The 12,809-nt window shown below is 69.3% G+C and carries 13 protein-coding genes and 1 pseudogene; 13 read left to right on the top strand and 1 reads right to left on the bottom strand.

Features of this window, described 5'->3' with window-relative positions:
- Positions 1-15 precede the first annotated feature (15 nt).
- From Q0M60_RS12830 to Q0M60_RS12785, 10 genes are all read left to right on the top strand, one after another.
- Positions 16-318 (top strand): septum formation initiator family protein, encoded by a 303-nt coding sequence (locus tag Q0M60_RS12830; protein ID WP_296820164.1) that lies wholly within the window; start codon positions 16-18, stop codon positions 316-318.
- 144 nt (positions 319-462) lie between these two features.
- Entirely contained in the window at positions 463-1,482 is a 1,020-nt protein-coding gene (gene pdhA, locus Q0M60_RS12825) for a pyruvate dehydrogenase (acetyl-transferring) E1 component subunit alpha (protein WP_296820162.1), read from the top strand.
- Positions 1,479-2,867, top strand: a complete 1,389-nt coding sequence (locus Q0M60_RS12820; RefSeq protein WP_296820158.1) for a pyruvate dehydrogenase complex E1 component subunit beta — start codon at positions 1,479-1,481, stop codon at positions 2,865-2,867. Before pdhA ends, Q0M60_RS12820 begins: the two co-directional genes overlap by 4 nt.
- Positions 2,854-3,165, top strand: a complete 312-nt coding sequence (locus Q0M60_RS12815; protein ID WP_296820156.1) for a DUF5076 domain-containing protein — start codon at positions 2,854-2,856, stop codon at positions 3,163-3,165. The genes Q0M60_RS12820 and Q0M60_RS12815 overlap by 14 nt, the downstream gene beginning before the upstream one ends.
- Before the next feature lie 2 nt (positions 3,166-3,167).
- Positions 3,168-4,463, top strand: coding sequence for a pyruvate dehydrogenase complex dihydrolipoamide acetyltransferase (locus Q0M60_RS12810; RefSeq protein ID WP_296820153.1), 1,296 nt, complete (start codon positions 3,168-3,170; stop codon positions 4,461-4,463).
- A 10-nt stretch (positions 4,464-4,473) separates the two neighbouring features.
- On the top strand, positions 4,474-5,877 hold the full coding sequence (gene lpdA, locus Q0M60_RS12805) for a dihydrolipoyl dehydrogenase (protein WP_296820151.1): 1,404 nt from the start codon (positions 4,474-4,476) through the stop codon (positions 5,875-5,877).
- 128 nt (positions 5,878-6,005) lie between these two features.
- Positions 6,006-6,608, top strand: coding sequence for an NAD(P)H:quinone oxidoreductase (gene wrbA / locus Q0M60_RS12800; protein ID WP_296820149.1), 603 nt, complete (start codon positions 6,006-6,008; stop codon positions 6,606-6,608).
- Positions 6,608-7,366 (top strand): 4,5-DOPA dioxygenase extradiol, encoded by a 759-nt coding sequence (gene ygiD / locus Q0M60_RS12795; RefSeq protein WP_296820147.1) that lies wholly within the window; start codon positions 6,608-6,610, stop codon positions 7,364-7,366. Before wrbA ends, ygiD begins: the two co-directional genes overlap by 1 nt.
- 73 nt (positions 7,367-7,439) lie before the next feature.
- A complete protein-coding gene (locus tag Q0M60_RS12790; protein WP_296820144.1) occupies positions 7,440-8,012 on the top strand; it encodes a LemA family protein in 573 nt (190 codons plus the stop codon).
- 11 nt (positions 8,013-8,023) lie between these two features.
- Positions 8,024-9,046: a M48 family metallopeptidase gene (locus Q0M60_RS12785; RefSeq protein ID WP_296820141.1), complete on the top strand. Its 1,023-nt coding sequence runs from the start codon at positions 8,024-8,026 to the stop codon at positions 9,044-9,046.
- Here Q0M60_RS12785 and Q0M60_RS12780 read toward each other — a convergent pair.
- Complete coding sequence (locus Q0M60_RS12780) at positions 9,021-10,178, bottom strand: bifunctional 2-C-methyl-D-erythritol 4-phosphate cytidylyltransferase/2-C-methyl-D-erythritol 2,4-cyclodiphosphate synthase (protein ID WP_296820139.1); 1,158 nt, start codon at positions 10,176-10,178, stop codon at positions 9,021-9,023. The genes Q0M60_RS12785 and Q0M60_RS12780 overlap by 26 nt on opposite strands.
- Before the next feature lie 89 nt (positions 10,179-10,267).
- Between Q0M60_RS12780 and Q0M60_RS12775 the strand changes: the two genes are divergently transcribed.
- From Q0M60_RS12775 to Q0M60_RS12765, 3 genes and pseudogenes are all read left to right on the top strand, one after another.
- Positions 10,268-10,687, top strand: a complete 420-nt coding sequence (locus Q0M60_RS12775; protein WP_296820136.1) for an MAPEG family protein — start codon at positions 10,268-10,270, stop codon at positions 10,685-10,687.
- 42 nt (positions 10,688-10,729) lie between these two features.
- Positions 10,730-11,737, top strand: coding sequence for a tRNA dihydrouridine synthase DusB (gene dusB / locus Q0M60_RS12770; RefSeq protein ID WP_296820132.1), 1,008 nt, complete (start codon positions 10,730-10,732; stop codon positions 11,735-11,737).
- A gap of 56 nt (positions 11,738-11,793) precedes the next feature.
- Positions 11,794-12,809, top strand: a pseudogene (locus Q0M60_RS12765) (PAS domain-containing sensor histidine kinase); the annotation flags it as partial.

Here is a 12,809-nt window from a genome sequence, read left to right as displayed (position 1 = left end):
GAGGGCCTCCGCCAGGTGTCTCTGAACCTCCGCCGTTATGCGCGTCTGGGCGTGCTCGGCTTCCTGATCGTCTATTTCACGGCCCAGGCCCTGACGGGCGAGCGGGGTCTGCTGAATGACGGCGAGCGCAAGCGCGAGCTGGCCGAGCGACAGGCCGAGCTGGCGTCCCTCGAGACCCAGAAGGCCGAACTGCAGGCGCGCGTGGACGGCCTGTCGTCGCGCCACCTGTCGCTCGACGTGCTGGAAGAGCGGGCGCGCGTGGTGCTCGGCTATGTCCGTCCCAACGACTATGTGATCCGCGAGACGCGGCCCTCCTGACCAACGTCGTGATCAGGCGGCCGAGGGGCTTTGCCTTTCGGGAACGAAGCCTGCTAAAGCCCGCTTCCGTAGCGACAGCCGAGCCCGCCGGACGAAGCGAAGCGCCGCCGTCGCTGGCTGTACAGACCTATTGGAGGACGCCGGATGGCGAAGGCCGCCAGCAAGAGCGCATCGGGCAAGGCCCCGCCGGCGCCAAAGGCCGACAAGGCCGAACTGCTCAAGTACTACCGTGAGATGCTGCTGATCCGCCGCTTCGAGGAGCGCGCCGGCCAGCTCTACGGCATGGGCCTGATCGGCGGCTTCTGCCACCTCTACATCGGCCAGGAGGCCGTGGCGGTGGGCGTGCAGGCGACCTTCAAGCAGGGCGACCAGGTCATCACCGGCTATCGCGACCACGGCCACATGCTGGCCGCCGGCATGGACCCCAAGGAGGTCATGGCCGAGCTGACCGGGCGCATCGGCGGCTCGTCCAAGGGCAAGGGCGGCTCCATGCACATGTTCGACGTGGCGACCGGCTTCTATGGCGGCCACGGCATCGTCGGCGGCCAGGTGGCGCTGGGCGCGGGGCTCGCCTTCGCCAACCGCTATCGCGGCAATGACAACGTCGCCTTCGTCTATTTCGGCGACGGCGCGGCCAACCAGGGCCAGGTCTACGAGAGCTTCAACATGGCCCAGCTGTGGAAGCTGCCGGCCATCTTCATCATCGAGAACAACCAGTACGCCATGGGCACCTCGATCGAGCGGTCCTCGGCCACGACCGACCTCAGCCAGCGCGGCGCCAGCTTCGGCATTCCGGGCGAGCAGGTCGACGGCATGGACGTGCTGGCGGTGCGTGAAGCCACCGAGCGGGCCGTCAAGCGCGCCCGCGAGGGCGGCGGCCCCTTCATCCTGGAAGTGAAGACCTACCGCTATCGCGGTCACTCCATGAGCGATCCGGCCAAGTACCGCACCAAGGAGGAGGTCGACGAGGTCAAGAAGACCCGCGATCCCATCGAGCACGTGAAGATGCTGCTCGACCAGGCCGGCGCGACCGAGGCCGACCTCAAGCCCATCGAGGACGAGATCAAGGCCATCGTCGCCGAGGCCGTCCAGTTCGCCCAGGAAAGCCCCGAGCCGGACCCGTCCGAGCTCTACACTGACGTCTATCAGGAGGCCGCGCAGTGACCGACATCCTGATGCCGGCCCTGTCCCCGACCATGGAGGAGGGGACCCTCACCAAGTGGCACATCAAGGCGGGCGACACGGTCAAGGCCGGTGACGTCATCGCCGAGATCGAGACCGACAAGGCGACCATGGAGGTCGAGGCCGTCGACGAGGGCGAAGTGGCCGAAATCCTCGTGGCCGAGGGCTCCGAAGGCGTGAAGGTCAACACTCCGATCGCGCGCCTGAAGGGCGAGGGCGGCGGCGCTGCGCCCGCGCCTCAGCAGCCCGCGCCCCAGGCCGCCGGCGAACCCGAGAAGCAGGCGCCCGAAACCGCCGCGCCCAAGCCGGAAGGCGAGGGTCCCGCGCCTGTCACGCCGAAGGTCGAGCTGAAGGACCCGGAAATCCCGGCCGGCGCCAAGCTGGTCAAGACGACGGTCCGCGACGCGCTGCGCGACGCCATGGCCGAGGAGATGCGCCGCGACGAGGCCGTCTTCCTGATGGGCGAGGAAGTCGCCCAGTACCAGGGCGCCTACAAGGTCTCGCGCGAGCTGCTGCAGGAGTTCGGCGACCGCCGCGTGGTCGACACCCCGATCACCGAGTACGGCTTCGCGGGCCTGGGCGTCGGCGCCTCGATGGCGGGCCTGAAGCCCATCGTCGAGTTCATGACCTTCAACTTCGCCATGCAGGCGATCGACCACATCATCAACTCGGCGGCCAAGACGCTCTACATGTCGGGCGGCCAGATCCGCTGCCCGATCGTGTTCCGCGGTCCGAACGGCGCGGCCGCCCGCGTGGCCGCCCAGCACAGCCAGGATTACTCCGCCTGGTACGCCCAGGTGCCGGGCCTGAAGGTCATTGCTCCTTACGACGCCGCCGACGCCAAGGGTCTGCTCAAGGCCGCCATCCGCGACCCCAACCCCATTGTCTTCCTCGAGCACGAGATGATGTACGGCGTGGAGTTCGACGTGCCGGAGGTCGACGACTGGATCGTGCCGATCGGCAAGGCCAAGGTCCGCCGCGAGGGCGACCACGTCACCATCACCGCCCACAGCCGCATGGTCGGTCTGGCGCTGAAGGCCGCCGAAGAGCTGGCCAAGGAAGGTATCGAGGCCGAGGTCGTGGACCTGCGCACCCTGCGTCCGCTCGACCACGAGACGGTGCTCGAGAGCGTCCGCAAGACCAACCGCCTGGTGTCGGTCGAGGAAGGCTGGGGCCCCATGGGCGTCGGCGCCGAAATCTGCGCCCGCGTGGTCGAGCACGCCTTCGACTATCTCGATGCGCCGCCGCTGCGCGTCCACCAGGAGGACGTGCCCATGCCGTACGCCGCCAACCTGGAAGCCCTTTCCCTGCCGTCGGTCGAGAAGATCGTGGCCGCCGTCAAGAAGGTGACCTATGCCGGCTCGTGAGCTCAGAATCCCTGACGGCGCCCGTGAGGGCCCGCACGCCGACCAGGCCGTCGAGCTGATCCGCGCCTTCTGGGTGCACGACCGGCCGGAGTTCGTCCTGTCCGCCGCGCTCAAGGACCCGCGCAACGTCGGCCGACTGCTGGGCGAATGCGCCTTCCACTTCTCGCAGGTCTACGCCTCGCAGGGCCACGGCGAGCCTGAGGCCCTGATCGAACAGATCCGCCAGGGCTGGGACGACGCCAAGGGCATTCCGATGAAGACGGTCATGACCCACGGTCAGGCGCCCAAGGAGAGCTGAGCATGACCGACATCCTCATGCCGGCGCTGTCGCCCACCATGGAGGAGGGCGCGCTCACCAAGTGGCACATCAAGGCGGGCGACACGGTCAAGGCCGGCGACGTCATCGCCGAGATCGAGACCGACAAGGCGACCATGGAGGTCGAGGCCGTCGACGAGGGCGAGGTCGCCGAGATCCTGGTCGAGGAGGGCGCCCAGGGCGTCAAGGTCAACACCCCCATCGCCCGGCTGAAAGGCGAGGGCGGCGCGGCCGCGCCCAAGGCCGAGGCTCCGAAGGCGGAGCCCGCCAAGGCCGAGCCGCAACCGGCGGGCCATGAAAGCGGCCGGGCCGTCGCCACGCCTCAGGGCGTCAAGTCCGCCGAGACGGCGGTCCCGGCCAAGGCGTCCGGCGAGCGCGTCTTCGCCTCGCCCCTGGCGCGCCGTCTGGCCCATCAGGCCGGCCTGGACCTCGCCTCGATCAAGTGGACCGGCCCGCACGGCCGTATCGTGAAGGCCGACATCGAGGGCGCTTCGAAGTCGGGCGCAGCCCGCCCGGCAGCGGCCGGGACGGCCGCCTCTGCCGGCGAACCCCGCAAGGTGCTGTCTCTGGAGCAGATGGGCATCGCGCCCGGCACCTACGACCTCGTCCCGCTCGACGGCATGCGCAAGGCGATCGCTCGCCGCCTGACCGACAGCTTCCGCGACGTGCCGCACTTCCCGCTGACCATCGACTGCGAGATCGACGGCCTGCTCAAGGCCCGCGCGCGCATCAACGCCATGCTCGAAGCCAAGGGCGTGAAGGTCTCGGTCAACGACATCGTCCTCAAGGCCGCGGCCATGGCGCTGAAGGCCGTGCCGGAGGCGAACGCCTCCTACACGCCCGAGGGCATCGCCATGCACCACCACGCCGACGTGGCCCTGGCGGTCGCCATCGACGGCGGCCTGATCACCCCGATCATCCGCCAGGCCGAGCTCAAGTCGCTGGCCGAGATCGCGACTGAGGCCAAGGACCTCGCCAAGCGCGCCCGCGACCGCAAGCTGAAGCCGGAAGAGTTCCAGGGGGGCACCTTCTCGGTGTCCAACCTCGGCATGTTCGGCATCAAGGCCTTCGCCTCGATCATCAACGAGCCGCAAGGCGCGATCATGAGCGTCGGCGCGGGTGAGGAGAGGGCGGTCGTCCGCAACGGCCAGCTGGCTGTCGCCACCGTCATGACCGTCACCCTGACCTGCGACCACCGCGTGGTCGACGGCGCCGTCGGCGCCCGCTTCCTGCAGGCCTTCAAGCCGCTGGTCGAAGACCCCGTGACGATGCTGGCCTAAAGGACGCGCCATGGCTGACTTCGACCTCATCGTCATCGGCTCGGGCCCCGGCGGATACGTCGCGGCTATCCGCGCCAGCCAGCTGGGCCAGAAGGTGGCTATCGTCGAGCGCGAGAACCTCGGCGGCATCTGCCTGAACTGGGGCTGCATCCCGACCAAGGCGCTGCTCAAGTCCGGCGAGAAGTTCGAGAGCCTGTCGCACCTCAAGGACTACGGCCTGTCGGCCGAGAAAGTCGGCTTCGACTTCGACGCCATCATCGCCCGCTCGCGCGGCGTCGCCGCGACAATGAACAAGGGCGTCGCCTTCCTGATGAAGAAGCACAAGATCGAGGTGATCGAGGGCTCGGCGAAGCTCGAGAAGGGCGCTGCGGCTCCTAAGGTCGTCGTGGCCCTGAACGCCGGTGGATCGCGCACGGTCGAGGCCCGGGCCGTCATGCTGGCCGTCGGCGCCCGCGCCCGGGCGCTGCCTCAGATCGGCCTGGAGGCCGACGGCGACAAGATCTGGGCCTACCGCGAGGCGCTCGCGCCGAAGCGCCTGCCGAAGTCGTTCGTCGTCATCGGCTCGGGCGCCATCGGGCTTGAGTTCGCCAGCTTCTACCGTGCGCTCGGCGCCGAGGTGACCGTGGTCGAGGCCGTCGACCGCATCATGCCGGTCGAGGACGAGGAGGTCTCCAAGGCCGCCCAGAAGGCCTTCGAGAAGCGCGGCATCCGGTTCCGCGTCGGCGCCAAGGTGACCAAGGTCTCCAAGACCGGCTCCGGCGTGTCCGTCGCCGTCGAGGTCGGCGGCAAGTCCGAGACGCTGGAGGCCGAGGTCTGCATCTCGGCCGTCGGAATCACCGCCAACACCGACGGCATCGGCCTGGAGGCGCTGGGCGTCGAGCTCGACCGCGGCCACATCAAGACCGGCCCGCACGGCGAGACCAATGTGAAGGGCCTTTACGCCATCGGCGACTGCGCGGGCGCGCCCTGGCTCGCCCACAAGGCGAGCCACGAGGGCATCCACGCCGCCGAGCATATCGCCGGCCACCGGACCCCGAACGTCGTCAGCCCCATCGCCGGCTGCACCTACACCCAGCCGCAGGTCGCCTCGGTCGGCCTGACGGAACAGGGCGCGCGCGAAGCCAGGCGCGAGGTCAAGGTCGGCCGCTTCCCGTTCCGCGTGAACGGCAAGGCCGTCGCCGCCGGAGAGACCGAAGGCTTCGTCAAGACGATCTTCGACGCGAAGACGGGAGCGCTCGTCGGCGCCCACATGATCGGCCACGAGGTCACCGAGATGATCCAGGGCTTCGTGACCGCCATCACGCTGGAGGCCACCGAGGAAGACATCCACGGCATCGTCTACCCGCACCCGACGATGTCCGAGGCCATGCACGAGGCCTCGCTCGACGCGTACCAGCGGGTCCTGCACCTCTAGCGCAAGCCGGGCGCGGATATTTCGTGTCCGGCGGCTTGAAGCCGCCGGCCGCCTCCCTAAATCAGCAACGGAACGAGTTGCAGTTATGAACTGTTGCTCGGTTTCACGCGAAACTGGAGGCCTCCCCGATGACCAAAATCCTCGTCCTGTACCATTCCACCTACGGCCATATCGAGAAGATGGCCGAGGCCGTCGCAGAGGGCGCGCGGTCGGTCGAGGGGGTGACGGTCGACATCAAACGGGTGCCGGAACTCGTTCCCGAGGAGCTAGCCCGCAAGAGCGGCTACAAGCTCGACCAGGCCGCGCCGATCGCCCAGCCGGCCGAACTGGCGGACTATGACGCGATCATTGTGGGCGCCGGCACCCGCTACGGCACCGCCGCCTCGCAGATGCGGAACTTCCTCGACCAGACAGGCGGCATCTGGGTCAAGGGCGCGCTCGTCGGCAAGATCGGCGCGGCCTTCACCTCGACGGCGACCCAGCACGGCGGCCAGGAGACGACCCTGATCGGGCTCATCCAGACCCTTCTGCACCACGGCATGCTCATCGCGGGCCTGCCCTACGCCTGGTCCGGCCAGCAGCGCATGGACGAGATCACCGGCGGCAGCCCCTATGGCGCCACCACCATCACCGGCGGCGACGGCTCGCGCATGCCTTCCGACAATGAGCTCGAAGGCGCCCGCTGGCAGGGCCGCTACGTCGCCGAGAACGCGAAGAAGCTGGCTGCGTGATGAGCGCGCCCGCCGTCTTCTTCGGCCACGGCAACCCGATGAACGCACTGGGCGGTCCCTTCGTGGACGCCTGGCGCGACCTCGGCCGCGACATCGGCAAGCCGGCGGGCGTCGTCATGGTCTCCGCTCACTGGGAGACGCCCGGGCTGTTCGTCACCGCTGACGAACGGCCTCGGACCATCCACGACTTCGGCGGTTTCCCGGCCGAGTTGCACGCCATGACCTGGCCCGCGCCCGGCTCGCCCGTACTGGCGGAGCGGGTAGGCTGCCTGACCGGCGCGCGTCCGAGCCTGGACTGGGGCCTGGATCACGGGACCTGGTCGGTGCTGGCCCACGTCTGGCCGCAGGCCGACGTGCCGGTCATCCAGCTGTCGCTCGACCGCACGCTCGATGCGCAGGGCCACTACGACCTGGCCCGGCGGCTCCAGCCGCTGCGCGACGAGGGCGTGGTGATCGCCGGCTCCGGCGACTTCGTGCACAACCTCAGGACCTGGCGGCGCGAGCCGGGCGCCCAGGCCTACGACTGGGCGGTCAGCTTCAACGAGGCGGTCAAGGCCGCCCTGATCTCCGGCGATCACGACCGGCTGGTCGACTGGGTGTCGCTGGCCGAGGACGCCCAGCTCAGCGTGCCGACCGACGAGCACTTCCTGCCGCTGCTCTACGTCGCGGCCCAGGCGCGGCCGGGCGAAGAGGTCAGCTTCTTCAACGACGTGATCGACGGCGGCTCCATCTCCATGACCGGCGTCAGGATCGGTTGAGCGGCCACGCTTTCCGCATGACGAAGCCTGAACCGGCCCCTATCATGGCTCCATCCAACTGGAGGAATCCGTGATGCTTGTCTGGATCATCGTCGGCGTTGTCGTCGTCGTCCTGCTGTTCCTCGTCATCGGCGCGTACAACCGCCTGGTCGGCCTGGACCAGACGGCGGATCAGGCCTTCGCGGACATCGACGTCCAGCTGAAGCAGCGCCACGACCTCATCCCCAATCTGGTCGAGACCGTGAAGGGCTACGCCTCGCATGAGCGCGGCACGCTCGAGGCCGTCATCCAGGCCCGTTCGGCCGCGACCCACGCGACCGGCGTCAACGAAAAGGTCGAGGCCGAGAACATGCTGACCGCCACGCTCGGCCGGCTCTTCGCCCTGTCGGAGGCTTATCCGCAGCTGCGCGCCAACGAGAACTTCATGCGGCTCCAGTCCGACCTTTCGGACATCGAAAACAAGCTGGCCGCCGCGCGCCGCTTCTTCAACAACGCGGTGTCCGAATTCAACGCGGTGCGCCGCCAGTTCCCGACCGTCCTGTTCGCCGGCCTGGTCGGCTTCGGCTCGGACAAGCCCTTCTTCGACGTCGGCACGGAGCAGCGGGCGGCCATGGACGCGGCCCCGCCGAAGGTCTCGTTCAGCTGAGGGTTTGAACCGTGGCCGTCGTTGGCCTGAAGACCCACATCTGGGCCAACAACACGCGCTCGGCCATCCTGATGGCCGGGTTCCCCATCCTGCTGCTCGGCATTCTCTACGCCGCCCAGGTGGTGCTGATGGGCTATGGGGTCATCCCCGGGACCAAGACGGTCGAGGGCGACTTCCTCTATGCGGTCCAGATGCTGCCGGCCACGGCGCCCTTCGCCTTCCTGGGCGCCGGCGGCTGGTTCGTCGTGGCCTATTTCGCCAACCAGACCATCATCGACCTGGCGACGGGTGCCCGCGTAGTCGAACGCAACACCCATCCGGATCTCTACAACCTGCTCGAAAACCTCGCGATCTCGCGCGGCATGACGACGCCCACGCTGCGGCTCATCGACCGGCCGGAGCTGAACGCCTTCGCCACCGGCCTGCACTCCGGCCAGTTCTCCATCACCGTCACCCGCGGTCTAGTCGAGGCGCTCGACCGGGACGAGCTGGAGGCCGTGCTTGCCCACGAGCTGACGCACATCATCAACCGCGACGTGCGGACCATGGTCATCGCCTCGGTCTTCGTCGGCATCATCAGCGTGGTGGCCGAGCTGATCTTCCGCTCGATGCGGTTCATGGCCTTCGGCGGCAGCAACCGGCGCGGCGGTAACAACGGCGCCATGGTGCTGGTGCTGGTGGGCTTCGCCATCGCGGCGATCGGCTGGGTGCTGGCCCTGGTCATCCGCATGGCGATATCGAGGAAGCGCGAGTTCCTCGCCGATGCGGGCTCGGTCGAGCTGACCAAGAACCCCGACGCGATGATCTCCGCGCTTCAGAAGGTTTCGGGCCGCTCCGACCTGAACGCGCCGGACGAGGTCGCCGGCCTGTTCCTGGATCACCACGAGAGCGGCTTCATGGGCCTGTTCGCGACCCATCCGCCGATCGAGAAACGCATCCAGGCGCTGGTCGCCTACGCGGGCGGCGTCGACCGCATGGCCGAACGCCAGCGCCTGCAGGCCGAGGCCGCTACCTCGGTGCCGACGACCGACTGACCGGCAACTCGACGGCCACGACGGCCTGGGCGGCGATGCCTTCCTCGCGTCCGGTGAAGCCCATGCCCTCGGTCGTCGTGGCCTTGACGCTGACGGCCCCAAGCGGCGCCTGAAGGATCTCGGCGACCCGCGCCCGCATGGCTTCCCGGTGCGGCTTCACCTTGGGCCGCTCGCAGATCAGGGTCACGTCCGCGCTGGCGATCCGCCCGCCGCGCTCCTTCAGGAGGCCCAGCGCATGCGCCAGGAAGCGGTCCGACGAGGCGCCCTTCCACTGCGGGTCGGTCGGCGGGAAATGGTCGCCGATGTCGCCTTCGCCCAACGCGCCCAGCAGCGCGTCGGTCAGGGCGTGCAGCCCCGCATCCGCGTCCGAATGCCCGATCAGCCCCTGGCCGTGCGCGATTTCAACGCCACACAACCAGACCGACTGGCCGGGCCCGAAGCGATGGGCGTCGAAGCCCATGCCCACCCGCGTCGTCATCGCCTGCGCGACCAGGGCCTCGGCCATGGCGAAATCCTCCGGATAGGTCAGCTTCATCAGGCGCGGATCGCCGGGCGTCAGCCGGACCACGCCCCCGGCCGCCTCGACCACGGCCAGGTCATCGGTCGGACTCTCCTCGCCCGTCCAGGCCTCGTAGGCGCGCTGCAGCACGCCGGGCGCGAAGGCCTGCGGCGTCTGCACCCGCCACAGCCCCGCGCGGGGCACTGTGCGGGACACCCGCCCGTCCTCTGCGGCCTTCAGGGTGTCCGCCACCGCCAGGGCGGGCGCCGCCGCCTCGGCGGTCTCAAGCGCGCCGAGCAGTGCGTCGATGACCCGGCCGCTCAGCAGGGGACGCGCTGCGTCATGCACCAGAACCGGCAGGGCCGGATCGGCCTGCGCCAGCCCAGCGCGCACCGAATCCGCCCGCTCCGCCCCGCCGGTCACGGCGCGCCAGCCTGACAGTCGCTCCAGCGCCTCCGCGGCCCGCGTCTCGCTGCCGGCCGGGATCACCACGATCACCTCGGCGGCCCCCGCTTTGACGAAGGCCTCAACTGACCAGCGCACGACCGGCCTGCCGCCCAACGGCGTCCACTGCTTGGGACCGCCCGCGCGGGAGCCCGAGCCTGCGGCGACGACGATGGCGGTGAAGCTCATGGCCCGCTTCTAGGCAAAGGAGCGCCGCAAGGCGAGGCCGCTTGCCGGTCGGCGCCGCTTCGCTAAGCTTCGCCGCCAGGGAGGGCCAGATGACCCAAGACATTCTCGCGCCGTTGATGGCGCTGGTCCTGTGGACGCTGGTCATGTGGGTCTGGCTCTACGCCACCCGCATCCCGGCGATGCGCAGGGCCCGAACCAAGCTCGATCCACGCCTGACGCGAGACCAGCTACTGGGCGACCTGCCGCCCGAGGTCCGCTGGAAGGCCGACAACTACAACCACCTGATGGAGCAGCCGACGCTGTTCTACGCCACGGCCCTGACTTTGGCGGTGATCGGGGACGCCGACCCGCTGAACCTGTGGCTGGCTTGGGCCTATGTGGCCCTGCGCGTCGTGCACAGCCTGGTCCAGGCGACGACGAACGTCATCCTGGTGCGGTTCGCCATCTTCAATGTCAGCACCCTGATCCTGGCCGTCCTGGCCGTGCGCACGGCGATGGCCGTCTTCTAGTCGGCGTGGACGGACGCGCGCCGAGCGCCTATGCCGCGCGCCATGACCCAGGGCCTCACCATCGGCGACGTACACGTGCCCGGACGGGTGCTGACCGCGCCCATGACCGGCGTCACCGATCTGCCGTTCCGCCAGACGGCGGCGGAGCTCGGCGCGGCCTATGTCGCCACCGAAATGGTCGCTTCGGCAGAACTGGCGCGGGGCCGGCCCGACGTGGTGCGCCGCGCCGCCGTCGGCGAGGGCCTCGGCCTGACCATCATCCAACTGGTCGGCGCCAATCCCGAGATGATGGCCGAGGGCGCGCGCATGGCGGAGCGCGCCGGCGCCGACATCGTCGATCTCAACTTCGGCTGCCCTGCCAAGGAGGTCACCGGCATCGCGTCGGGCTCGGCCCTCATGCGCGATCTCGACGCCGCCAGCCGCATCCTGGAGGCCGTGGTCAAGGCGACGTCACGGCCCGTCACGCTCAAGACCCGTCTCGGCTGGGACGACGCCAGCCGCAACGCGTCCGACCTGGCCCGCCGCGCCGAGGCGATCGGCGTCCAGGCCATCACCATCCACGGCCGCACCCGCCAGCAGTTCTACAAGGACGCCGCCGACTGGCGCGCGGTGGCCGAGGTCAGGTCGGCGGTCTCGATCCCGGTGATCGTCAACGGCGACATCACCGACGCCGAGACGGCGCGAGCCGCGCTTGAGCATTCCGGCGCGGACGCCGTCATGCTCGGCCGCGGCGTCTGCGGTCAGCCGTGGATCGCCGCCGAGATCGAGCGCGGCCTGACGGGAGGTGCGGCCGGGGAGGGGCCCGGTCCGTCTGAACGCCTCGAGATCGTGCTGGCCCAGTTTCGCCGGTCGCTGGCCTTCTACGGAGATCGGCTGGGGCTCAAGATGTTCCGCAAGCACCTAGGCTGGTATGTCGAAGGCGCGCCCTTCGAGCCGGATCCGAGCGTCCGGCGTGCGGATAAGGCGCGGCTGTGCCGTCTGGAAACTCCAGGAGAGGTCGAGGTCGGGCTCGCCGCGCTATGGCTGGAGCCGCGGCAGATCGCCGCCTGACGCTTTCGCGCAACATCGTTGTTGATTTAATGGCACAGGCGGGCGATAGCCCGGGCATGCCGCAGGCCGCCACAGCTCCGGCGCAAGCCGTTGAGAACCCTCGCTGGGCGGCGCGGGCGATCGCCTGGTTGACCGGCACGCGAGCGCGGATCGTCTTCGGGACGGCCTATGGCCTCGCCGCCATTGTCACCGCGGTCGGCGTCTGGCTCGTCGCTTCGGCGCCCGCCGGCGCGGGCGAGGGCGCCCTGGCCGGAGCCAGCACCATGGTGCTCGGCGTCCTGCTGGCCAACCTCCTGCTCATCGCGGTTCTCGCCGGGGCGGTGGGACTCCGGGTTCTGGCGCTGGTGCGCGAGCAGGCCGAAGACGCCGGAGCCCGACTGCACCTGCGGTTCGTGACGCTCTTTTCCCTGGTGGCGGTGGTGCCCGCCATCCTCGTCGCCCTCGTGTTCGGCGTTCTGGTCAATCGAGGCGTAGAGGGCTGGTTCAGCCAGAACGTGCGCGCGGCCGTCGAGAACAGCGCCGAGATCGGCCGTGGCTATGTCCAGGACGTAGGCGAACAGCTCGAAAGTGACCTCGTCACCATGGCCAACGAGCTTGGGGCTGTGCAGCCGCTCTTTCCCGACCGGCTCCGCTTCAGCGGCGCCTTGACGGGCATCGGCGACTTCTTCGGCTATCCCGCCATCTATGTTCTCGACGGCCAGGGCCAGATCCTGGCGAGAGGCGAACAGACCGGCGCCCCGCCCTATCTCGCGCCGCCGGCGGAGGCTTTCGAGCAAGCGGCTCTGGGCGACACGGTCCCCGTCGTGCCGACCGAGGACCCTGACGTTCTCCGGGCCCTTTATCCGTTGCCGGGCTATGGGGACGCCTATCTCTACGTGCTTCGGCCGCTCCCTGACGGAACACTCGCGGCCATCGACGAGAGCGTCCGTTCGATCGAAGCCTATCGTGAGGCTGAGCAGAGCCGTGCGCGGCTGCAGGCGACCTTCCTGCTGAGCTATTTCGAGACGGCGCTGTTGGTCCTGGTGGGCGCGGTCTGGCTCGGCCTGGCCGCCGCGTCGGCGATCTCGGCGCC

The organism is Brevundimonas sp. (assembly GCF_024711105.1).
Taxonomy (GTDB): Bacteria; Pseudomonadota; Alphaproteobacteria; order Caulobacterales; family Caulobacteraceae; genus Brevundimonas.
This window is presented reverse-complemented; position numbering and strand designations above follow the sequence as displayed.

Coding starts and splice junctions, on each gene's coding strand:
- pdhA (WP_296820162.1), top strand. CDS start 463: ATGGCGAAGGCCGCCAGCAAGAGCGCATCGGGCAAGGCCCCGCCGGCG.
- Q0M60_RS12815 (WP_296820156.1), top strand. CDS start 2,854: ATGCCGGCTCGTGAGCTCAGAATCCCTGACGGCGCCCGTGAGGGCCCG.
- Q0M60_RS12810 (WP_296820153.1), top strand. CDS start 3,168: ATGACCGACATCCTCATGCCGGCGCTGTCGCCCACCATGGAGGAGGGC.
- lpdA (WP_296820151.1), top strand. CDS start 4,474: ATGGCTGACTTCGACCTCATCGTCATCGGCTCGGGCCCCGGCGGATAC.
- wrbA (WP_296820149.1), top strand. CDS start 6,006: ATGACCAAAATCCTCGTCCTGTACCATTCCACCTACGGCCATATCGAG.
- ygiD (WP_296820147.1), top strand. CDS start 6,608: ATGAGCGCGCCCGCCGTCTTCTTCGGCCACGGCAACCCGATGAACGCA.
- Q0M60_RS12790 (WP_296820144.1), top strand. CDS start 7,440: ATGCTTGTCTGGATCATCGTCGGCGTTGTCGTCGTCGTCCTGCTGTTC.
- Q0M60_RS12780 (WP_296820139.1), bottom strand. CDS start 10,178: ATGAGCTTCACCGCCATCGTCGTCGCCGCAGGCTCGGGCTCCCGCGCG.
- Q0M60_RS12775 (WP_296820136.1), top strand. CDS start 10,268: ATGACCCAAGACATTCTCGCGCCGTTGATGGCGCTGGTCCTGTGGACG.
- dusB (WP_296820132.1), top strand. CDS start 10,730: ATGACCCAGGGCCTCACCATCGGCGACGTACACGTGCCCGGACGGGTG.